The sequence below is a fragment of the Mesorhizobium sp. P171375 genome, assembly GCF_057786075.1.
This window is the reverse complement of sequence record NZ_JBYNWF010000001.1, coordinates 2,822,398-2,845,249: the sequence shown is the minus strand read 5'-3', so window position 1 is coordinate 2,845,249 and position 22,852 is coordinate 2,822,398. Positions and strand designations below refer to the sequence as shown.

14 protein-coding genes are annotated in these 22,852 nt (G+C 62.3%); 12 read left to right on the top strand and 2 right to left on the bottom strand.

Translation table 11 applies throughout. The annotated features are described in order from the left end of the window. Positions 1-142: 142 nt before the first annotated feature. From ACYHH6_RS13675 to ACYHH6_RS13660, 4 genes are read left to right on the top strand one after another with little or no spacing between them, the layout of a single operon-like run. Positions 143-1,591 (top strand): TolC family protein, encoded by a 1,449-nt coding sequence (locus tag ACYHH6_RS13675; protein ID WP_352593385.1) that lies wholly within the window; start codon positions 143-145, stop codon positions 1,589-1,591. Positions 1,592-1,628: 37 nt separating this feature from the next. Next, a complete protein-coding gene (locus ACYHH6_RS13670; protein WP_352593382.1) occupies positions 1,629-3,761 on the top strand; it encodes a type I secretion system permease/ATPase in 2,133 nt (710 codons plus the stop codon). A gap of 46 nt (positions 3,762-3,807) precedes the next feature. Next, positions 3,808-5,097: an HlyD family type I secretion periplasmic adaptor subunit gene (locus ACYHH6_RS13665; protein WP_352593379.1), complete on the top strand. Its 1,290-nt coding sequence runs from the start codon at positions 3,808-3,810 to the stop codon at positions 5,095-5,097. Further along, positions 5,087-5,728, top strand: coding sequence for a ribbon-helix-helix domain-containing protein (locus tag ACYHH6_RS13660; RefSeq protein ID WP_352593376.1), 642 nt, complete (start codon positions 5,087-5,089; stop codon positions 5,726-5,728). The genes ACYHH6_RS13665 and ACYHH6_RS13660 overlap by 11 nt, the downstream gene beginning before the upstream one ends. A gap of 27 nt (positions 5,729-5,755) precedes the next feature. Here the strand turns inward: ACYHH6_RS13660 and ACYHH6_RS13655 are convergent, their stop codons facing one another. After that, complete coding sequence (locus ACYHH6_RS13655) at positions 5,756-6,700, bottom strand: transglutaminase-like cysteine peptidase (protein ID WP_352593373.1); 945 nt, start codon at positions 6,698-6,700, stop codon at positions 5,756-5,758. A 322-nt stretch (positions 6,701-7,022) separates the two neighbouring features. Here ACYHH6_RS13655 and ACYHH6_RS13650 point away from each other — a divergent pair, with 322 nt between their 5' ends. The 6 genes from ACYHH6_RS13650 (at position 7,023) to ACYHH6_RS13625 (ending at position 19,778) form a co-directional block, all read left to right on the top strand. Next, entirely contained in the window at positions 7,023-15,605 is an 8,583-nt protein-coding gene (locus ACYHH6_RS13650; RefSeq protein WP_488500440.1) for a cadherin-like domain-containing protein, read from the top strand. A 60-nt stretch (positions 15,606-15,665) separates the two neighbouring features. Further along, positions 15,666-16,037, top strand: coding sequence for a hypothetical protein (locus ACYHH6_RS13645; protein ID WP_352593009.1), 372 nt, complete (start codon positions 15,666-15,668; stop codon positions 16,035-16,037). A gap of 36 nt (positions 16,038-16,073) precedes the next feature. Beyond that, complete coding sequence (locus ACYHH6_RS13640) at positions 16,074-16,835, top strand: lytic transglycosylase domain-containing protein (protein ID WP_488500439.1); 762 nt, start codon at positions 16,074-16,076, stop codon at positions 16,833-16,835. A 91-nt stretch (positions 16,836-16,926) separates the two neighbouring features. After that, positions 16,927-18,126: a type 1 periplasmic-binding domain-containing protein gene (locus ACYHH6_RS13635; protein WP_352593003.1), complete on the top strand. Its 1,200-nt coding sequence runs from the start codon at positions 16,927-16,929 to the stop codon at positions 18,124-18,126. Positions 18,127-18,158: 32 nt separating this feature from the next. Then, positions 18,159-18,863: a thermonuclease family protein gene (locus ACYHH6_RS13630; protein ID WP_352593015.1), complete on the top strand. Its 705-nt coding sequence runs from the start codon at positions 18,159-18,161 to the stop codon at positions 18,861-18,863. 162 nt (positions 18,864-19,025) lie between these two features. Then, positions 19,026-19,778: a GGDEF domain-containing protein gene (locus ACYHH6_RS13625; protein WP_352593000.1), complete on the top strand. Its 753-nt coding sequence runs from the start codon at positions 19,026-19,028 to the stop codon at positions 19,776-19,778. Between the two features lie 14 nt (positions 19,779-19,792). Here the strand turns inward: ACYHH6_RS13625 and ACYHH6_RS13620 are convergent, their stop codons facing one another. After that, positions 19,793-19,966 (bottom strand): hypothetical protein, encoded by a 174-nt coding sequence (locus tag ACYHH6_RS13620; protein WP_352592997.1) that lies wholly within the window; start codon positions 19,964-19,966, stop codon positions 19,793-19,795. A 119-nt stretch (positions 19,967-20,085) separates the two neighbouring features. Here ACYHH6_RS13620 and ACYHH6_RS13615 point away from each other — a divergent pair, with 119 nt between their 5' ends. Continuing rightward, entirely contained in the window at positions 20,086-20,607 is a 522-nt protein-coding gene (locus tag ACYHH6_RS13615) for a hypothetical protein (RefSeq protein ID WP_352592994.1), read from the top strand. A 145-nt stretch (positions 20,608-20,752) separates the two neighbouring features. After that, the gene (locus ACYHH6_RS13610; protein WP_352592992.1) at positions 20,753-22,771 is read left to right on the top strand and encodes a sigma-54-dependent Fis family transcriptional regulator; all 2,019 of its coding nucleotides are present in this window, start codon (positions 20,753-20,755) and stop codon (positions 22,769-22,771) included. The last annotated feature ends 81 nt before the right edge of the window (positions 22,772-22,852 follow it).

Here is a 22,852-nt window from a genome sequence, read left to right as displayed (position 1 = left end):
TTGTGCTATTTTTGCTACATTGCGTAAATTTGTGGCTTGAATCCAGCCTTTTAGTGTCCACTAAATTGTAAGTTTGTAGACAATTGTGCTTGGGTCGTAGCGCCTTGGAATAACGTGCAGGGGGAATGTTGGGGTGGGTAAAATGAATTCGACAACTATGTGGGCCATATGCAAGCGCCTTGGCCTGCTGACGACGGTTGCCATATTGAGCTGCGGGAATGCTCACGCGCTCACTCTTAAAGAGGCGATGGCGGTCGCGGTGGAGTCCAATCCCGAGATTGGCCAGGCAATCGAAAACCGCGAAGCAATCGAATTCGAACTGCGCCAGGCGAAGGGGCTTTATCTTCCCAGCGTTGACCTGGAAGCGTCGGCGGGGGCTCGCCGCCTCGACAATCCGGACAGGCGCTCACTTTCCATCGAGAATGACACGCTCTATCCAGCTGAAACCGACCTCACGGTTACGCAGACGCTCTACGACAGCGGTGCAAGGCGCGCCGAACTAAACCGCCAGGCCTCGCGCGTCGACGGTGCCTCGTTCCGGGTTCTGGAACGGTCCGAATTCATCGGGCTCTCGGTTGTCCAGGATTACCTCGAAGCCATGTTGCAGGCCTCGATCGTTGTCGAAGCAAAGAAGAACCTCGGATTCCATCAGGGAATTCTCGGCGACATCCGGCAAGGCATTGCCGGCGGCGCGCTGAACGAGGCCGATCGTCAGCAGGCTGAGGAGCGGCTGTTCGCCGCCAAGGCCCGTGTGCAGGAAGCCACCGAGGAACTAGAGGCAGCAAAGATCCGGTTCTTCAAGACTGTCGGCAAGCCGCTGACCAGCGCCTCGAGGCCGGGCGATGTGTCTGCCGCGCTGCCGAGATCGCTTGACGAAGCAATCGGGCTGGCACGACAGAACAATCCGCGCGTGCATATGGCCAACAGCGATATCGACGCGGCGGCTTCCCTCGTGGATGCCGCACGGGCAAAATTCGGGCCGTCGATCACCGCCGAAGGTATCGCCCGGGCAGGATCCGACATCGATGGCAGTGACGGCGACACGAGCGACCTTCAGGCAAGGGTCGTGCTGCGCTGGAACCTTTATCGCGGCGGCATCGACAAGGCCAACGAGCAGGAGCAAATCCGCCGCACCAGCGAGCAGCGCCTTGTCCTGCACCAAGTCCTGCGCGAGATCGAGGAAGCCGTACGTACGTCATGGGATCGACGCTTCCGGCAGGCCGACCTGGCCAAGACGCTGAAGCTTCAGGCAGCCGCCAACGAAAAGTTGGTGGGGTCCTATCGCGAGCAGTTCAAGGTCGGACAGCGCTCGCTGCTCGACGTGCTTGACGCACAGAACACCCGGTTCAACACAGCGACGCTTGCCGACACCGCGTCCTACGCGTCGCTTTTCGCCCAGTACCGGCTGCTGGCGGCAACCGGACAGTTGCTGAAGACCATGGACCTTCAGCCGGCCAAACAAGCAACCGCCTACGCCAAGGCCGAGTTCAATGCACCGGAAACGGCCGACACCGAAACCTATGCACGCACCCCGTCGGAGCAAAAGAACGATCTGCCTTTTGACATCCTCGCGCCGGTAAGGAAAAAGTAGGAAGGCCAAGGTCGAACGATAGTCCTGCGGGCGGATCGTGAACCCACAACCTAAAATCCTGTCCCCAAAGGAGGCCTTCAAGGCCTGCTTTTCGGCTGTTGCCGGCTACCTGGGCAGGCCGAGTGCCGAGACCGTGCTGTTTGCCGGCGTGCCGCTGTCGGATACCCAAATCGATATCGACGCCATTCGGCATCTTGCCGAACGCGTCGGCCTTGAAATCACGGAGTTCAGCCAGCGCGATTTTCTTCGCGGACGCATCGACCTCCCCGCCATCCTGTTTCGCGTCAGCCAATTGCCAGTTGCGCTGCTTGCCGAGACAGAGGACGGTGGATTTACGACGGCTGCCCAGGAGGACGGGCGCACAACCATCAGCAAATCCGAACTTGCCGGAAGCTACATAAGTGGCGGCGTTTCCTTCTCGATAACCTATGCCAACGCGGTCGAGGGGATGAGCGTCGGTTCGGCGGCCAAGATTGAGCGGCGACATTGGTTGACCGGAACGATGGGGCCATTCTGGCGCACCTATTCGAAGGTCATCCTGTCGGCAGTATTCATCAATCTGTTGGCCCTTGCCTCGCCGATCTTCACCATGAATGTCTACGACAGGATCTTGCCGAACAAGGCGATATCGACGCTCTGGGTGCTGTCGATCGGGATCGGCGCGGTCATTCTGTTCGACCTGCTCTTGAAGACCGCCAGAGCGTCGCTGATCGACTATGCCGGGCGCAAAGCGGATCTTCGCATTTCCTACATGCTGTTCGAGAAGGTGCTGAACTCGTCCTTGTCGGCACGGCCCGGCTCAACCGGCGAATATGCAAATCGGGTGACGCAGTACGAGTTCGTACGCGAGTTTTTCACGTCGAACACCGTCAGCGTCTTCATCGACACTGCATTCGTCTTCGTCTTTCTTCTTGTCATCTATGCGATAGGCGGCTGGCTGGTCATCATACCGGCCATTGCCTTTGTCGCCTCCGTGATCGTCGGGCTGATCACGCAACGGCGTATAGGCAAACGCGTTGCCGCGTCCATGAACGAGGCTTCGCAACGCCAGGCCCTGCTGGTTGAATCCATCTCCACGCTTGAGACGATCAAGTCGTTGCGGGCAGAGGCGTATCTTCTGCGAAAATGGGCAGAGCATTCCAAGAACGCATCAAACACCTCCGAGAAGATCAAGCAGCTTTCGGCTGCAGCCGGCAACATAACGCAGGCCATCCAGCAGTTGGTGACCGTCGCCCTGATCGTGGCCGGCGCTTATGCCTTTTCGGAAGGACATGTCTCCACCGGCGCCATCATCGGCACCGTCATGCTGGCGGGCCGGGCGGTGGCTCCGCTTGGGCAGATCGCTATCACCTTGTCCAGACTTCGTCAGGCAATGCTCTCCTTGCGAATTGTCAATTCGATCATGGCGCAGCCGGAGGATCGGCCTGACACGGTTGGTTTCGTCAACCGCCCCATTCGCAATGGCGCGATGGCGTTCAGGAACGTCGGCTTTGTCTATCCGGGTTCTGAAAACGAAGTTCTGACCGGCGTGAATTTCTCGGTGAAGCCCGGTGAGCGGATCGGCATCATCGGCCGCATAGGCTCGGGAAAGACGACCATGGGGCGGCTGATCGGCAGGCTCTTCCTGCCGACCTCCGGCGAGCTGCTGCTGGACGGCATCGACATCCGCCAATACCACCCGTCGGAGGTTCGCGCCGCGGTCGGTATCGTCGCGCAGGCCAATGATCTGTTTTCGGGCACCATCAAGGAAAATCTCCTGATGGCGTGTCCGGAGGCGACCGATGAACAGATCGTCGAAGCGGCCAAGGCTGCCGGCGTCGACGATTTCGTCTCCCGCCATCCGCGCGGCTACGACATGAATGTCGGCGAGCGCGGCACCAATCTCTCGGGCGGCCAGAGGCAGACAATGGCGATTGCCCGCCTGTTGCTGACCAAACCGAAAATCGTCTTCCTGGACGAGCCGTCCGGCTCGATGGATCTGGCTTCCGAGCGCCAGCTGATCAAGCAGCTCAAGGTGGCCTTCGATCGCAGCACGACGCTGATCGTTTCGACGCACCGCTTCAGCATGCTAGAGTTGGCCGACCGCCTGATTGTCATCGAGCAAGGCAAGATCGTTGCCGATGGACCGAAAGACCAAGTAATACAGGCGCTGCAGAGAACGAGCGCCTGACAGAAACAGACTTGTTGAGTGCATTCAATACGTTGGGGCATGGGAAATGCTTGCCAGGGAAGACCGCCCGCCGCTTTTTGCGTCGGCGTCGATATTCATCATCGGAGCGCTTTTTGCGAGTTCGGTCGCCTGGGCGTCCTTTGCCGAGGTCGATGAAATCGCACGCGGCGACGGCAAGATCATACCCGCGTCGAAGACCCAGATCATCCAAGCCAGCGAGCCCGGCGTTGTTCAGGAAATCGCTGTGAAGATAGGGCAGATCGTCAAGAAGAACGACCTCATCATTCGCCTCGACAACACCTTCAACACCTCAAGCCTTGGCGAGCAGCAGGCCAAGGCGCGGGCGCTGCAGACGCGCATTGCACGGCTCAAATTCGAACAGGCCGGCAATCTCGAGGGCGCATTTCCCTGCCCGTCCGAGATCCAGAAGGTCGCGCCGGAAATCTGCGACAACGAGCAGAAGCTGCTCATCGCGCGCCGCGACAACTTCGAAGTCAAGCTATCGGTTCTCAAGTCGCGCCTCGATCAGCGCGAGAAGGAACTGGATGAGGCCAACGCCAATGCCGATCGCCTCACCAAGAATCTGGCCGTCAGCGACCAGGAGGCGAAGCTGGTCGAGGCGATGGTCAAGAAAGGCCTGATGGCGCGAACCGAGCAACTCCGCGTCGAGCGCGAGCAGACCGAGCTCAATGGTCAGCTGGCACTCGCCGGCGAAACCATCAAGAAAGCCAAGTCGGCCATCACGGAAGCCCAGCTTCAGGTCGATGAACTCGGCCTGCAGCTGCAACAGGAAGCGCTCAGCGATCTGACACAGGCGCTCGCCGACCTCTCGGTGGTGGATGAGACGATCCGCGGCGCCACCGACAAGGTGGCGCGCACCGACATACGGTCGCCTGTCGACGGTATCGTCAACACGCTCGACATCAACACGGTCGGCGCTTTCGTCCAGCCCGGCGCAGTCGTCGCGGGTATCGTGCCGACCTCCGAGACCCTGCTGGTCGAAGCGCGGGTTTCACCGCGAGACGTCGCCTTCATCCGGCCGGGGCAGGATGCACTGATCAAGGTGACTGCCTATGACTTCTCGATCTTCGGCGGCATCGAAGGCAAGGTCTCGAACATCACCGCCGATAGCCTGGTCGACCAGAAGACTGGCGAACCCTACTATCAGGTTCGCGTCGCCACCGACAAATCGACGCTGACACGCGACGGCAAGACCTATTCGATCATCCCCGGCATGATCTGTTCGGTCGACATCAAGACCGGACGCAAGACGATCCTCACCTACCTGATGAAGCCTATCAACAAGGCGCGTGAGGAGGCGATGAGTGAGCGGTAGCGCGATCTCCCCTCCTGCCGATCGCGACCGGCTGCTTCCACCGCTGGTGGCAGAGGATTTCGGACTGGAGTTCCGGGTCGTGGCGCGTGGCGGCACGCGCCGCGGCATTCGTCTGGAGAGGGCGTTCTGGACTTCGCTGAAGCAAATGGCCGAAAACCGGAAATGCACGATCGGCATGCTGATCGAAGAGATCGCCGAGAGCCACGCCAACACCGGAAACCTGACATCGGCAATCCGTGTAGCCTGCATGCGTGGACTGGCCGACGAGAACCTAACCTTGCAGCGGCTGGCGTCGATCAAGACCATCAACGCCATTCTGGTCGCCTGTCCCTCGCCGGCCTTTGCCCTGTCATCGTCGAAGAAGATCCTGACCTTCAATGCGCCGTTCCAGCAACTGGTGCGTCGTCAATTGCCGGCGGCGCCGAACGAGGACACGCGCCACGACCTCAAGCTGGCGCTGGACCTCAACGTCGCCGACATATTCGCAAGGCTCGAGGCCAATGGCGAGACGCCGGTCGCCACCGGTTTCGTCATCGGCGCCGGTGACCGCCGCTACCGGGGTCAACTGAACGCGGTGCGGGCGCCGGTGGTCGAGCCGGAACTGCTGATGGCGTTCGTCTTCGGCGGCTAGGGCGCCCAAGACACCCTGACAGCATACTTACTGTTGCAGACCTTCGCCCGGCGCGACCGTCGAAAGGCCGCCCTTGATATCGGCGATTTGCGCAGAGCCGGTCTTTGCGCCATGGATCCATGCGCGGTCGGTGCTGAACGAATACAGCGGCACGTAGCTCGGTAGATCGCTGTCGCGCGAAACGACATTGCTCAGACTGTCGAGAATGAAGACGCCACTGCCGGTGCTGACCGACAGCACGGCATGGAAGAAACCGCGCTTGCGATCCTGCAAGACAACCAGCGACATGCTCTGAGCCGGGATGCCCGCATGCAGCAGCGCCGCCATCTTGAGGATAGCGAAATCCTCGCAGTCCCCTGCCCGGCGCTCGAGGATTTCCGAGGGCTTGGCCCAGTAGTCGAGCTTGCCGTAAACCACGCTGTCCTTCTTGTAGGCGATCGCGCGATTTATACTTGAGTTGACGAAGGACAGCTTGTCGATGAAGCGCTTGTCCCGGGCTGCCTCGACGATCCCGGCAAAGGTGCTGTTCTTGCGCTCGCATGGGCTGCCCGCGGTGCACTCGACAATTGCCTTGTAGACAGGCGCCCAGCGCGCCGAGACCGGGAAATTGCGCATCGACAGGGCAACCGAACCGAACACGCCGGGAATGATCGCCGCCGTCTGGATCGGGTCGATTCCGGCGTCGTCCTGTGCGATCGAAGGATCGCGCTTTTCATTAACGGCAACAGGACCATAGCTGCCGAAAATCATGCCGGTCCTGTAGGCTGAAACAGGCCGCCAAGGCTGCGGCCGCAGCAGCGAAACGCCGCCGAGACTGGGCGGGGGTTCGACCGCCGCCAGCATTCCAGCGACAGCGCCGGCATCCGCAGCAACGGCGCTCGCGGATGATGGCTGCGGCAGGCTTGCGATGCCCATTGCCAGCAGGAGCAGCTTGAGCCCGGTTATCCCCGGGGCAGATTTTTCTTTTTTCATAACGCCCACCTTTGACTGTGGACGCTACCGATCTTGTCTCAAATTACTGGAAAGGAAGGTGGATAAGTTTTGGCAAAACAGGAACATCCACTTTGCGTAAACTTTTATTCAAATTTATACTTCTGCTTGCCGACCCAACTCAACTGGTGGATGTCAAACGGACCGCGGCCCAACCAATGTATACCAGGTTATATGTTGGGAGTTTACCACGTCTAAAAAATGCTGAGACAGGCATATCGGAATATATAAAAGCGGTTGCAGGATAGTTGCAAAGCAGAGGCCGTCACTGTCTCTTTCCGGGAAATACCGAAGGGGTTTGGTTATGGCGAACAGTAACGAATTGGACACCGTCTCGAATTCCTGGGACGAGCACTCTGCCTCTGAACGTGGCGGCTCACCGTCGCAGGCGGGAACGCAGGTAGCGCAGGCCGCTCAGGCGGCACCTGCCGAGCCCGTACCCGTCGATGTCGGCAGCGGCGCGCCCGTCAAACAAGATGCACCTGCGGAGGCGAAGGCCCCGGCGGCCGCTGCGCCCCACGAATACGTGGCCGACGCCAGCAACGTGGTAAAGCTTCCGGCCGACGTCTCGATCGACAACATCAAGGTCGACGGCCACAACCTCGTGCTCGAACAGGCTGATGGTTCGGTCATCGTGATCAAGGATGGCGCCTTGAACGTGCCGACGTTCGTCATTGGCGACGTCGAGGTACCGCGCGTTGCCCTGATCGCCGCGCTCGAGGCCAGCCACGTCGATGTCGCCTTTGGCGCCGACGGCTCCATCTCGGCCGGTCCGGGCGGTTCGAACTCAAGTGCAGGCGGAGACTTTTCGGTTCCCCCCGGCGGCATCGGTGACGGGTTTGACCTGTCGGCACTGTTGCCGCCCACGGCTCTGCAATTTGGGCTTCTGGAGCGCCGCGAACTCTTCCCGTCTGTCGTCGACAGGCCGGTTTCAGTGGTGGCCACATCATTGCTCACCCCGGACCAGGCGGCCAGCGAAACCGGTCTTGACGGCGGCCCGTCACAAGCACCCGGCAGCGACGCGCCCAGCAACTCTGAAACCTCCGGCATCGGAACGATCACCATCAACGCACCGGATGGAATCGGGTCGATCGTCATCAACGGCGTCACCGTTACCGCCGTCGGCCAGCAGATTCCGGGCGATTTCGGCTTCCTGACGATTGTCTCCTACAATCCGAGCACGGGTGCCATCGAATACAACTACACCGTGACCGAATCGGTCACTCATCCCCTTCAGGGGGACGGGTTCAATCCCAACGACACGGTTCCGGACAATTTCAGCATCACCGTCACGGACGTCGACGGCGATACGGCCAGCACCACCTTTGCCGTCGCCATTGTCGACGACGTGCCGACGGCGGTTGCCGACACCGACAGCATTGCAGCCGGCCAGTTTGGCCCCGCGACGGGCAATGTGCTTGTCGGCGGTACGGACGCGGTCGACGCGAACACCACGGACGGCGTTACCGACACCCAGGGCGCCGACGGCGCGGCGGTGGTTGGCGTTGCGGCCGGTAACACCAATGCCGATGTCGACGACGCGGCCACGCTTGGCACCCAGATCCAGGGCGCCTACGGCAAGCTGACGCTGGCCGCCGACGGCACCTACAGCTACGTTCGCGATGCCGGCACGTCCGGTGGCGTAAACGACGTCTTCACCTATACGATCAAGGACGGCGACGGCGACACCTCGCACACCACGCTGACGATTTCGATCGGCGATGGAACGCCGACCGTATCGATCCCGGTAGCGGGCGGCGCCGACACGACGGTCTATGAGGCTGGCCTGCCGGCGCGCGCCGGCGAGCCTTCGGGCTCGAACGAGCCTGCGACCTCGGAAACGACCTCGGGTACGATCGGCTTCACGTCGCCGGACGGCCTGACGACAGTGTCGCTGGGCGGCCATGTACTGACCGGTATCCCGACGGCGTTCGCCGACGGGACGACAGGCACGCTGACGGCAAGCTATGTCTACAATCCGGCGACCGGCCTCGGCACGATCAGCTACTCCTACACGCTCATCGACAACACGCTGACCGATCCGTCGAGCACCAGCTTCGCGGTGGTGGTGACCGACGCCGACGGCGATCCGGCGCCGGCCGGTAATCTGGTCATCAACATCGTCGACGACGTGCCAACAGCGGTTGCCGATACCGATGCGGTGGCGGCGGGCTTGTTCGGGCCGGTCGGCGGCAATGTAATCGACGGCAGCGGATCCGACGGCAATGCGGCGGGCGCCGACACCAAGGGCGCCGATGGCGCGGCGGTGGTTGGCGTTGCGGCTGGTAACACCAATGCCGATGTCGACGACGCGGCCACGCTCGGCACCCAGATCCAGGGCACCTACGGCAAGCTGACGCTGGCTGCCGACGGCACCTACAGCTATGTTCGCGATGCCGGCACGTCCGGTGGCGTAAACGACGTCTTCACCTACACCATCAAGGACGGCGACGGCGACACCTCGCACACCACGCTGACGATTTCGATCGGCGATGGAACGCCGACCGTATCGATCCCGGTAGCGGGCGGCGCCGACACGACGGTCTATGAGGCTGGCCTGCCGGCGCGCGCCGGCGAGCCTTCGGGCTCGAACGAGCCTGCGACCTCGGAAACGACCTCGGGTACGATCGGCTTCACGTCGCCGGACGGCCTGACGACAGTGTCGCTGGGCGGCCATGTACTGACCGGTATCCCGACGGCGTTCGCCGACGGGACGACAGGCACGCTGACGGCAAGCTATGTCTACAATCCGGTGACCGGCCTCGGCACGATCAGCTACTCCTACACGCTCATCGACAACACGCTGACCGATCCGTCGAGCACCAGCTTCGCGGTGGTGGTGACCGACGCCGACGGCGATCCGGCGCCGGCCGGTAATCTGGTCATCAACATCGTCGACGACGTGCCAACAGCGGTTGCCGATACCGATGCGGTGGCGGCGGGCTTGTTCGGGCCGGTCGGCGGCAATGTAATCGACGGCAGCGGATCCGACGGCAATGCGGCGGGCGCCGACACCAAGGGCGCCGATGGCGCGGCGGTGGTTGGCGTTGCGGCTGGTAACACCAATGCCGATGTCGACGACGCGGCCACGCTCGGCACCCAGATCCAGGGCACCTACGGCAAGCTGACGCTGGCTGCCGACGGCACCTACAGCTATGTTCGCGATGCCGGCACGTCCGGTGGCGTAAACGACGTCTTCACCTACACCATCAAGGACGGCGACGGCGACACCTCGCACACCACGTTGACGATTTCGATCGGCGATGGAACGCCGACCGTATCGATCCCGGTAGCGGGCGGCGCCGACACGACGGTCTATGAGGCTGGCCTGCCGGCGCGCGCCGGCGAGCCTTCGGGCTCGAACGAGCCTGCGACCTCGGAAACGACCTCGGGTACGATCGGCTTCACGTCGCCGGACGGCCTGACGACAGTGTCGCTGGGCGGCCATGTACTGACCGGTATCCCGACGGCGTTCGCCGACGGGACGACAGGCACGCTGACGGCAAGCTATGTCTACAATCCGGTGACTGGCCTCGGCACGATCAGCTACTCCTACACGCTCATCGACAACACGCTGACCGATCCGTCGAGCACCAGCTTCGCGGTGGTGGTGACCGACGCCGACGGCGATCCGGCGCCGGCCGGTAATCTGGTCATCAACATCGTCGACGACGTGCCGACGGCGGTTGCCGATACAAATGGCATCATCGAGGGTGGTTTGCTGACGGTGTCGGCAGTGGCGGGCGTGCTGGCCAACGACGTTGCCGGCGCGGACGACTTCACAGCCGGTGGTGGCGTTGTGGGTGCGCGCGCTGCGGGCGGAGATACCACGACAGCAGTGATGACGGGTGTTGGTACCAGCATAGCTGGTCTGCACGGTACACTGACGCTACAGGCGGATGGCAGCTATACTTACCAGTCGACGGCCAACGCCATCACGTCGAACACAACGGATACGTTCGTCTACACCATCATGGATGGCGACGGCGACCTGTCGACGACGACGCTCACCATCAACCTGTCGGACAGCGGCCTGGCCGCCTCCAACGACGACCTGACGGTCAACGAGGCGGCGCTGCCGATCGGCTCCAACCCGTCGAGCACCGCAGAGACCATTGCCGGCACCGTCGTCGACAATGTGTCGGGCGGCACCGGTCCCTACACCTACGCACTGCTGAGCAGCGCCACCGGCGTGCACGGCACGCTGACCTTCAATGCCAACGGCACCTACAGCTACACGCTGACCTCGCCGGTCGACGGCGTCGACGCCAACAACGGCGCCAACACCGTCAACAACGTCGAGACCTTCACCTACCAGGCCACCGACGCCAACGGCAACACCATCACCAACACCATCACCATCGACGTCACCGACGACGTGCCGACGGCGAACTCAAACACCAACAGCGGTGTCGAGGGCGGCATCGTGACCGGTAACGTGCTGACGGATGCTACGGACGACGTGTTCGGCGCCGACGGTGCGGCGGCCGGCGGCGGCGTTGTCGGAGTTCGCGTTGCGGGCGGCGACACCACGACGGCGGTGACGACGGGTATCAACACGACGATCAACGGCAGCTTCGGCACGCTGACGCTGCAGGCCAACGGCACCTACAGCTATGACGGCCTGCCCAACGTGGTCCCGCCGGCAGGCGCGACGGAGACCTTCGTCTACACCATCATGGATGGCGACGGCGACCTGTCGACGACGACGCTCACCATCAACCTGTCGGACAGCGGCCTGGCCGCTTCCAACGACGACCTGACGGTCAACGAGGCGGCGCTGCCGATCGGCTCCAACCCGTCGAGCACCGCAGAGACCATTGCCGGCACCGTCGTCGACAATGTGTCGGGCGGCACCGGTCCCTACACCTACGCACTGCTGAGCAGCGCCACCGGCGTGCACGGCACGCTGACCTTCAATGCCAACGGCACCTACAGCTACACGCTGACCTCGCCGGTCGACGGCGTCGACGCCAACAACGGCACCAACACCGTCAACAACGTCGAGACCTTCACCTACCAGGCCACCGACGCCAACGGCAACACGATCACCAACACCATCACCATCGACGTCACCGACGACGTGCCGACGGCGCATGCCGACACCAACAGCGGTGTCGAGGGTAGCGTCGTGATCGGCAACGTGCTGACGGATGCCACGGACGACGTGTTCGGCGCCGACGGTGCGGCGGCCGGCGGCGGCGTTGTCGGAGTTCGCGTTGCGGGCGGCGACACCACGACGGCGGTGACGACGGGTATCAACACGGCGATCAACGGCAGCTTCGGCACGCTGACGCTGCAGGCCAACGGCACCTACAGCTATGACGGCCTGCCCAACGTGGTCCCGCCGGCAGGCGCGACGGAGACCTTCGTCTACACCATCATGGATGGCGACGGCGACCTGTCGACGACGACGCTCACCATCAACCTGTCGGACAGCGGCCTTGCCGCCTCCAACGACGACCTGACGGTCAACGAGGCGGCGCTGCCGATCGGCTCCAACCCGTCGAGCACGGCAGAGACCATTGCCGGCACCGTCGTCGACAATGTGTCGGGCGGCACCGGTCCCTACACCTACGCACTGCTGAGCAGCGCCACCGGCGTGCACGGCACGCTGACCTTCAATGCCAACGGCACCTACAGCTACACGCTGACCTCGCCGGTCGACGGCGTCGACGCCAACAACGGCGCCAACACCGTCAACAACGTCGAGACCTTCACCTACCAGGCCACCGACGCCAACGGCAACACCATCACCAACACCATCACCATCGACGTCACCGACGACGTGCCGACGGCGAACTCAAACACCAACAGCGGTGTCGAGGGCGGCATCGTGACCGGTAACGTGCTGACGGATGCTACGGACGACGTGTTCGGCGCCGACGGTGCGGCGGCCGGCGGCGGCGTTGTCGGAGTTCGCGTTGCGGGCGGCGACACCACGACGGCGGTGACGACGGGTATCAACACGACGATCAACGGCAGCTTCGGCACGCTGACGCTGCAGGCCAACGGCACCTACAGCTATGACGGCCTGCCCAACGTGGTCCCGCCGGCAGGCGCGACGGAGACCTTCGTCTACACCATCATGGATGGCGACGGCGACCTGTCGACGACGACGCTCACCATCAACCTGTCGGACAGCGGCCTTGCCGCCTCCAACGACGACCTGACGGTCAACGAGGCGGCGCTGCCGATCGGCTCCAACCCGTCGAGCACGGCAGAGACCATTGCCGGCACCGTCGTCGACAATGTGTCGGGCGGCACCGGTCCCTACACCTACGCACTGCTGAGCAGCGCCACCGGCGTGCACGGCACGCTGACCTTCAATGCCAACGGCACCTACAGCTACACGCTGACCTCGCCGGTCGACGGCGTCGACGCCAACAACGGCGCCAACACCGTCAACAACGTCGAGACCTTCACCTACCAGGCCACCGACGCCAACGGCAACACCATCACCAACACCATCACCATCGACGTCACCGACGACGTGCCGACGGCGCATGCCGACACCAACAGCGGTGTCGAGGGTAGCGTCGTGATCGGCAACGTGCTGACGGATGCCACGGACGACGTGTTCGGCGCCGACGGTGCGGCGGCCGGCGGCGGCGTTGTCGGAGTTCGCGTTGCGGGCGGCGACACCACGACGGCGGTGACGACGGGTATCAACACGACGATCAACGGCAGCTTCGGCACGCTGACGCTGCAGGCCAACGGCACCTACAGCTATGACGGCCTGCCCAACGTGGTTCCGCCGGCAGGCGCGACGGACACGTTCGTCTACACCATCATGGATGGCGACGGCGACCTGTCGACGACCACGCTCACCATCAACCTGTCGGATGCCGGGCTGGTCGCGCCGGCCGACAACGATGCCACCGTCAACGAGGCCGCGCTCGACACCACGATCACGGGCGCCGATCTGGCGGCAGGCACCGTGACCGGCAGCCTTGGCACGACATCTGCGGCCGAGACCGATGCCACCAACCAGCTCAACGCATCGGGCGGCGTCGGCGCACTCACCTATACGGCGCAGACCATCGTCGGCACCTATGGCACCATCCACATCAACGCAGACGGCAGCTACGTCTACACGCTGACCAGCAACCACCTGAACGCACAGGCCAACGACGGCGTCCAGACCATCTCGGGCCTGGAGAACTTCACCTATACGGTCACCGACAGCGTCGGCAACTCCACCACCGGAAGCATCACCGTCAACATCGTCGACGACGTGCCGACGGCGACGACACCGACGCTTGCCGTGCTGCAGAATGCGGCCGGCTCGCCGACCACATTCGACCTCGACCTGGATGGTACACTCGCCAACAACTATGGGGCGGACGGCGGTACCGTCCGGTTCCAGTCGTCGCTCGACGGCGCGGCAAGCGGAATGACGTCCGGCAACGTGCCGATTGTCTACGATGTCTCGGCAGATGGTTTGACGCTGACCGGCCTGGCCGGAGCGACGAGCGTGTTCGTCATCACACTCAATCCGGCGAACGCTACCTATTCGGTGGACATGAACGGGTCCGTGGACACTCTCACCACGATCGATTTCAGCGGCGGAGGTTACAACTTCGTCGGTGGCAACAATTCGTGGGCCGGGTTCATCCCCAGTAACGAATCCGTCGGCTCACCTATCGACAACAACAGTTCCGATCTGCTTCTGACCCCGTCAATCAGTGGTGCAAACGACAGCACCATCAATTCCAGCGCGATTTCCGGCGGCGTCGGCTCAGGCAGCTCGGTCGGTTCGACTGAGACCTTCAGGGTTGATTTCGTGACCGATCTGCGCGGCAACCCTGCCGACGGGGCTGGCGACTACGACACCCTAGGCAATCGCGACCATCTCTTCGATGGCCATTACACCGTCAATGGCTCGTCCGCCACGTTCACTGCCAGCACCGGCTCCACGATCAAGATCACCGCATTCGATGATCCAGACGGCAACACCATAGTCGGAGACGGGACCAAGGACACGATCACGTCGTTGGCCATCGGCTACAATGGCATCTTCCAGACTATAACGCCGACCGCCAGCGCGACGAACTACACGATCAACGGCCACATCTATTCCGTGCTGTTGAACGCGGATGGCAGCGTTACGGTCGGTGGTGTTAACGGCACTTCCGGTGCCGGGGCCATCGGCACGGAGATCGCCATCTTTACCGGCGACGGCTACAACAGCGTCGAATACACCTATGTTTCGGGCGATACTTTCAAGCTTGGAGATTTCGGCGCGGCCGTTCCGACCCACAGCCCGATAAGCTTCAATGTCCCGATCGAAGTCGTGGACGGCGATGGCGACACGGCCGCGAGCACACTCGGTGTCACGTTGACTCCGGCCGGAGAAGGCATACAGGACCATTCGTCTGCGCTGATCGGAGACAACCACTTGTATTCGTCGACACCGGCGTTGCCTCATATCATCGGGTCGGATTTCGCCGACACGCTGACCGGCGACACTGCGGCAAACACACTCTATGGCGGACAAGGTACCGACACCATCAACGGCGGCGGCGGCAACGATCTTCTGATCGGTGGGCCTGGCCAGGATACGCTGACCGGCGGCGCGGGCGCCGACACCTTCAAGCTCGACGGTCTCGACATCAAGGACCTGATCACCGACTATAGCGGTGTCGGCGGCCAAGGCGATGTCATCGACCTGACATCGTTGTTCGATACCGCGGGCGGAAACGTCAGCGACTTCGTCAACTTCAATGCGGCGACCGGCACGCTCAGCGTCGATGACAACGGCACAACCGGCGGCGCCAATTTCGTCGAGGTAGCCACGCTGACCAACCTGCCTGTGTCGAGCACCATCACGCTACTCTACGACGACGGCATAACCCATCGTACGACAACAGCAAACTCGGTTTAACGGCATGGCGCGTGGCCACGCGATCATGTTATACACTGCTAATATCTAGGGGAGTTCATCATGAAACGTTCTGCAAGACTGCTGGTTTCCGCTGCGACGCTGTTGCTGGCAGTCGGGTCGACGGGTTACGCCGCCGATATCATCGAAGGGCCGGTGGCCGACTATTGCCGCACGGTCGGCACGTCGAACCTGGTGCTGAACGACAACATCGTCGATCTCAAGACCGAGGTGGTGAAGCTGATGGACGAGTCAGTGGCCGTCGCCAACAGCTCGGAATGGATCAATTCTTCGCGCCCCGCCTTCGTTTGGGCATCGGAAGCCAAGGTCGCCTGCGGCATGGCCTATGGCTATCTCAAGACGAACTACAAAGACGAAGACACCCTCAACAAGTGCGAGTGCTTCCACGACCGCATGGTCGAGTACATGAACTGACCGGTAGGGATCTGGCCGTGCCGGTTGGCTGACCCGATGGTCGGCGGACGATCGACGAAGGCGATCGCTGCGGTGATCGCATTGACCGGTTTTGGTCAGCTTGCCACGCAAGCCCGCGCCAACTGGCTGGAACGACCTGGCCTGGAGAGATCAGCACCGTCCGGCTTGACGCGGCCGGCCCGCTGCGACGCCGGCCCGGAATGGACTCGCGAGACATTCAAGGCATTCGCGACATGCCAGGCATCGCTCTACGGCCTGGAGCCGATGCTGGCGCACGCGGTGATGGAGATCGAAAGCGGTTTCGATCCCGATGTGCACGGCGCCGATGGCGAAGTCGGCTTGATGCAGGTGATGCCGGGAACGGCGCGAATGCTCGGCTTTCGCGGTTCGCTCGACGAGCTCGGCGCGCCGGCGACCAACATCGCGCTCGGCGTCAGATATCTGGCGCAGGCAAACAGCCTTGCCGCAGGCGATCTCTGCACCACCGTCATGAAGTATCGCGCCGGGCATGGTGAAACCCGGTTCTCCGAACTTTCGGTCCGCTACTGCCGGCGTGCGCGTGCAATCCTGGCGAGAGAAGGCGTTTCTGTTGCCGGGCCGCTACCGGTGGCGACGTTTGGCTTCTCCGCATTCCCGACACCAGGAGATGACGGCGCCCCTGCCACGGCGAAGCGGATTTGCGTGCGCCGGCTGTTCGTGCCCGGGCCGCGATACATGAAATGCGCGGACTATCGAAGCGCCGGGCAAGCCAGAGTGATCAAGGCGCTCCGGCAGGGCTCTTCGACGGCTAAACCATGATCCGGCAATTACAAAGACGGCGAGGCAAGTCTGCCGTAAGATGAACGCGATGAGACCGGGACAAACAACCGGCGGGGATATGGGAGGCATCATGGAATCTGGCCGGCAGGGCCACAGTTCGTGGACATGGGCGATCGTCTTTGCGCTCGCGGGCATAATATCGGGCTGCCAGTCGAAAGGCAGCGTCTCGGACGCGCTCGATCCGGCGGCGATCGCCGCACCTGGAGCGCCGGCCGCCGGCGCCGCTGCCGGCCCGGCCCAAGCCACGCAGTCGCTCGGCACCGGATCGACGAAGGTCACGATGCTGCTGCCATTGTCCGCCCCGGGTAACGTCGGCGAAAGCGGCAGAAAGATGCTCGATGCGACCAAGCTGGCGATGGCCGACCTTGGCAATGCACTGCTCACGGTCACGGTCGAGGACACCAAGGGCGACAGCGCGCACGCCAGCGAATTGGCGGTGAAGGCTATCACCACTGGAACCAAGATCGTCATCGGCCCGGTCGAGCTTGGGGCCGCTCAGCACATAGCCAAGCTGTCGGGATCGCAGCGGCCGCCAGTGCTGGCGCTGGCCGACAATTTCGCCGGTGGCCCGGGCGTCTATGCGGTGCGCCTCAGCGAGGCCGACAGCGCGGCCGCGGGCGCGGCCGGCCTGGCGGCCAAAGGCAGCAAGAAGTTCGTGCTGCTCGTCGCGGCCGGCGCGAATGCCAGCGCGGTTGAAAAACGGGTCGCCAACAGCCTCAGCATCTATGGCGCGACGCTCGCCGTCACCCTTCCGTATTCGGCCGGTGACGGCGGCACAAAAGCGGTCAACGACATGGGCTCACTGGTCGATGCTCCCGATGCCATCGTCATCGCCAGCGGCGACGATAACCCGTCGCAGATCCTTGCGGCGCTCAAATCGAAAGGCATTCCTGGAAAAGCAGTCGCCGTCGTTGGAACCAACCGCTGGCTGGAACATCCGATCGAACCGCTGTTTGAAGGATCCTACATCGCCACGCTCGACCCTAGCGAAACCGGGCCAATCGCCGACCGCTTCAAGACGACCTACAATTATCCAGCCGACGCCAATGTCGCCTACGCCTATGATATGGTCGCCCTGACAGCGGGGATTGCAAGTGCGGTCGGCCCCGGCGGCTTCAACAAGCAGGTGCTCGAAAATCGGAGCGGATTTCGCGGATCGACCGGCTTGTTCCGGTTTCGGGCGGATGGCTCCAGTGAGCGATCCATGCCCTTTTATCAGGTTCAAAAAGGTGCGCTCAAACTGGTCGCCAAATCGACGTCGGGGTACTGAGGGGCAAGACTCCTTGGGATCTGCTTGAGTTGATGGGCTGGCTGAGGCGCAATCGTTTGGTGGTGTTGCTCGGAAGCCTGCTGCTTCTGACCGGGGTCTTGTTGATCGTCCGAGCCGCCGATCTGCTTTCCATCGATCGACCGATACCAGCGGCACGTCAATCCATCGACGATGGCCAGCCAACGCGACCGGCTGCGACCGTCGCCAATACGCCATGGCTAGGACGGGCACGCAAAATTGCTCAGGACCTTATCGCGCCGCCACAACTTGATCCGGCACAAATCGAACGGGTAGAGCCGCGCCCGCCGCTCAGCGAGCTTGGCCAGGCAGCACCTGCAGGGCTGCGGATGCCAAAGGATTGGCCAGCGGTCCTGCTGTACCAACCGGTTGTCACCTCTTCGGCGACCTTCGAATCCATGGGGCGCACGGTAGCCATCAGCGGGGTCCAGGGCATCGACCTGGACAAGGCTTGTTCGTTTCGCGAGGTCGCCTGGCCTTGCGGCCAACGTGCTCGGGCGGCTTTCAATTCATGGCTGCGCGGTCGGGCGCTTAAATGCGTCGTGCCGCCGGAGATCGATCGTTTCGCCATTGCCGCACCGTGCAATTTGGGCAAACAGGATGTCGGTGCCTGGCTTGTTTCCAACGGCTGGGCGACGGCCTTGGCAAGTGGCATTTATGGCAAGGCGGAGGCAATGGCCAAGGGTGCCGAGATGGGCATATTCGGCCCGCCACAATAGCCGACAATTCGGTGTCGCTACCGTTGCCAGCGCAGCCTTGCATTGAAGGCCAGGTTTCGGCCGATGGTAGGCGATTGCGCCATTACTCAAATTGTATGATTCCTCGAAACTGAATGTGCAGCACCATGGCCTATGGTAGTCGATCAGGCGGGAGATTGACGAATGATGACACCGATGGCGAATAGATCGCCGCAGCAATGGAAAGACGTCGCATGGCTTACCGCCTTGGGATCGGCGGGAATTTTGCTGCTTTCAGTTGGCCTCAACTATCTGCTTCTGTTCTCGGAAGCCTTGACGCCGTTCGGCCGCAGCATGGCCACAGCGATCCTGTTGCCGGTCATTATCGGTGGCCCGCTTTTCCTGTTCATTGGCTTGCAGCGGATGGAGCTCGGCCATTATCGAAGAGAACTCAATAAGTCCGCGACCTTTGACAGCCTGACAGGCTGCCTCAACCGGACAGTCTTCACGTCGATGGTCGACAGGAGAAAAACCAGGCAGGAATCGTCCGGTCCAAGATCCGGCGCCTTCCTGGTCGTTCATCCCGAACACATCAGGTCCATCAATCTGCGCTTCGGGCTGGACTGGGGTGACGAAGCCTTGCGGCTCATAGCCGCGACCATCCAGTCATCGGTGCGCAAGGAAGATCTGGTGGGCCGCATCGGAACCTGCATGTTCGGGGTCTTTCTGCCCGGTGCGACGGAAGACGATGCCAAGGAAATTGGCGAGCGTATCCGGGCGCGCGTGGCGCAGGCCTATTTCGCTCCGAAAGGAACCGAGGATACCCTGACCATCAGCGTTGGCGGCGTGGTGTTTGAAAACGAACTGGAATTCGAAGAGATGTTCCGGTCGGCGGAATCGCTGTTATCCGGTGTCGAACACAAGCCTGGATTTCAATTGTCGCACCTGCGCCACTAACTCTGAAGCGCCGCCTATATCCGGTCGACAATCGGCAGGGCGGTCCAACCGCCCAGGGCCTTGGCCAGCACGTTTGCCTCATCCGTACTGCCGGTCAATTCGCGATAGAGCCGGTCCGAGAAGAACCCGTTCTCGCCGTCTGCACGGCGATCGGCCGTATGGTTGGAAGGAACCGTCACCAGCTCCAACGATGGAGCGCCGGAAATCCCGTGTAGCAGCCACCTGCTACCACCGAGATGAATTTCAGCGCTACCTATTGTGAATGGCGGATCCAGCGATGGCAGTGTAGGGTTCGCTGCAAATAAGAATGACCCGTATCCCGGGCATCGCCAAGCCAACGAATCTGGGAGGATTCATGGTCGAGATCATCTCCAAGCGGGACGGCCCGCGGCGCGAGGATGTTCAGGTCAAGCGGCTGATCGAACAGAACCGCTCGACCATCGTTCGCCTTGCTGACCAGATCAGCGGCGGTGGCTATTCGGCCTCCAGAAAGCCACGCCAGCAACCGAAGGCTGAAGGGCTGATCATCCATGTTGGCGGCAGCGCGGCGACGGCCGCCGAAGCGAGCCCGTCCATCCGCGTCACCATGAACGGCCGTGTGATCTCCAAGGATCAGAACACCGGCCGCCAACTTCATCATATCGGCGATGTCCGCACCCGGAATGGGGAGCAGATCTTCGTCCTGGCGACAAAACAGAACGGCTTTTTCTCTCCGGTCGATGAAACCATCGCCGAGGCGCTTGCCAACCTGGACGGATCGCGGCTGACCGCGACTTATACCGAAGAACAGCTTGCCGCCGACATCGGTGCGAAACTCGGCATCGACTGACCGCCGGCATTCGGGCGTCGCTGTGGACGTCCAATCCGCGAAGCATACAGAAATGGCATACCCCAAAAGGTACTGTGATGACTGAATGAAACACGCGAGCGGCCCCAATCGGACGAAAAGCGATGCGCTTCCGACGCGTGCGTCGATGGCCACCGGACAGCTGGCTCTGGACAACATCGACTATGATGAGCGCGCCACCATGCGCGCCTGGGAGAGTTTTCTTTCCGACGAGCCGACATCCGCTCGCGATCCGGTCCATGTTCGCTCGCTGATTCACGATTCCTGGTATCGCAGCGCTACTGGCGGCATCAATGCGCAGGGCATCGAAGCGCCGCTGAGCAGCGACCGAAACGAGATCGAATATCTGACCCGTGCCAATGCCGAACTGCTATCGGCGGCGAGGCGGTCATTCGCCTCGCTTGGCCGGTTGCTGGACGGTACGGGAGCGATGCTGGTGCTTGCCGACGGCGACGGCGTGCTGATCGATGCCATCGGCGACAAGAAGACACTGCATGACGGCATGGATATTCATCTGGCCGTTGGCGGCAAATGGAACGAGGACGCCGTTGGAACCAACGGCATCGGCACGGCACTGTGGACCGGTGAGCCGATCTTCGTCCACGCCGCCGAACATTTCTGCGCCGGTATCAAATCCTGGACCTGTGCCGGCGCGCCGATTCGCGATCCGCTGGACGGCAAGATCATCGGCGTCGTCGATCTGTCAGGCTATTCGCCGATCTTCCGGCCGCACAACACGGCCCTCGTCGCCGCCACTGCCAGGCAAATCGAAAAGGCGCTGGCCGAGCAGCAGCAAGAGCAGCGCACCCGTCTGCTCGAAGCCTTCATTTCCTCGGCGCCCAGCTACCGCCGGAAGGACGGGCTGGTGATCGTCGACCATCGTGGCCGCGCGATCTTCTGCAATAACGTGCCCAACGGCGACGCGACGGAGATGATGGACGGCCCGATGGAACCGGGCCGTGGTCGTTGGCTCATGAACCTGCCGGTCTCGGGCTCCGACACCGATCTCGCCAACGCGCTGCCGCCGCATCTGCGATCCTGCCATGTCACGCCACTGAAGCTCGACGGCGACCTTCGGGGCGCGGCTCTTGTGTTTCCCTCGACGCCAGCCGTCTCCAGCATCACGGTGACAAGCCGGGAGGGCAACAAACACCTGCGGGCAGCCGCGGCGATGATCGTCGGCGAAAGCGAGAAATTGCTGGCCGCTGTCGATGTCGCCTCCCGGGTGGCCGGCTCGAACGGGGTCACTTCGTTGCTGATAGAGGGCGAAACCGGCGTCGGAAAGGAGCTGTTTGCGCGGCTGGTCCATGCCGGCAGCCGGCGCAGCGAAAACGATCCGTTCATCGCCATGAACTGTGGCGCAATCACCAAAGAGCTGTTCGGCAGCGAATTGTTCGGCCATGTGGGCGGCGCCTTTACCGGAGCTTCGCGCGACGGCAAGCCGGGCATCTTCGAACTGGCCAATGGCGGCGTGCTCAGTCTTGACGAGATCGGCGAGTTGCCGCTCGAAATCCAGCCATTCCTGTTGCGTGTCCTGGAGGAGCGCGTGGTCCACCGCATCGGCGACTCCAGGGGTCGGCCGGTAGACGTGCGACTGGTAGCCTCGACCAATCGCGACCTCAAGCAGGAGGTCGCGGCCGGACGCTTCCGCAGCGATCTCTACTACCGCATCGGTGCGGTCTCGATCCATGTCCCGCCCCTGCGAGAACGCGGTGACGACGTGCTGCTGCTGATCGAGCATTTCAACCGGCAGATCGCGAAGCTGGGGGGCAACGATCCGCTGGAGTTCTCAAACGAAGCTTCCGACGCGCTGCTGGCCTATCGCTGGCCGGGAAATGTGCGCGAACTGAAGAACCTGGTTGAGCGGCTGCACATAATGGCGCGCGGCGGCACGATCGAACTGCAAGACCTTCCCGGAGAAATCAGTGCGGGCAATCGCAACAGCATGGCCATGCACAGCGACCATCCCACGGCCATGCTCGAAGCACCGGTGTACTCTTTCGAGGATGCGGAACGCCAGGCGATCAAGAATGCGCTTGTCGCGGAGGCCGGCAATCTAAGCAAGGTTGCGCTGCGGCTCGGCATTTCGCGGCCGACACTCTATCGCAAGCTCGGCCAATACGGCATCCGGCGCGGTTTTATCTGATGCGCAGCACAAAAAGGAGCCCATGGCATTTGCGCCATGGGGTTGGGGAGTTGTGGCCGATAAACCGGACTGGCGACCGGG

Excerpts from the sequence above, each read along its gene's own strand:
- ACYHH6_RS13655 (WP_352593373.1), bottom strand. The coding sequence starts at position 6,700 with ATGAAAAAAGAAAAATCTGCCCCGGGGATAACCGGGCTCAAGCTGCTC.
- ACYHH6_RS13615 (WP_352592994.1), top strand. The coding sequence starts at position 20,086 with ATGACCCGTATCCCGGGCATCGCCAAGCCAACGAATCTGGGAGGATTC.
- ACYHH6_RS13630 (WP_352593015.1), top strand. The coding sequence starts at position 18,159 with ATGGGCTGGCTGAGGCGCAATCGTTTGGTGGTGTTGCTCGGAAGCCTG.
- ACYHH6_RS13625 (WP_352593000.1), top strand. The coding sequence starts at position 19,026 with ATGATGACACCGATGGCGAATAGATCGCCGCAGCAATGGAAAGACGTC.
- ACYHH6_RS13610 (WP_352592992.1), top strand. The coding sequence starts at position 20,753 with ATGGCCACCGGACAGCTGGCTCTGGACAACATCGACTATGATGAGCGC.
- ACYHH6_RS13645 (WP_352593009.1), top strand. The coding sequence starts at position 15,666 with ATGAAACGTTCTGCAAGACTGCTGGTTTCCGCTGCGACGCTGTTGCTG.
- ACYHH6_RS13640 (WP_488500439.1), top strand. The coding sequence starts at position 16,074 with ATGGTCGGCGGACGATCGACGAAGGCGATCGCTGCGGTGATCGCATTG.
- ACYHH6_RS13675 (WP_352593385.1), top strand. The coding sequence starts at position 143 with ATGAATTCGACAACTATGTGGGCCATATGCAAGCGCCTTGGCCTGCTG.
- ACYHH6_RS13635 (WP_352593003.1), top strand. The coding sequence starts at position 16,927 with ATGGAATCTGGCCGGCAGGGCCACAGTTCGTGGACATGGGCGATCGTC.
- ACYHH6_RS13650 (WP_488500440.1), top strand. The coding sequence starts at position 7,023 with ATGGCGAACAGTAACGAATTGGACACCGTCTCGAATTCCTGGGACGAG.
- ACYHH6_RS13665 (WP_352593379.1), top strand. The coding sequence starts at position 3,808 with ATGCTTGCCAGGGAAGACCGCCCGCCGCTTTTTGCGTCGGCGTCGATA.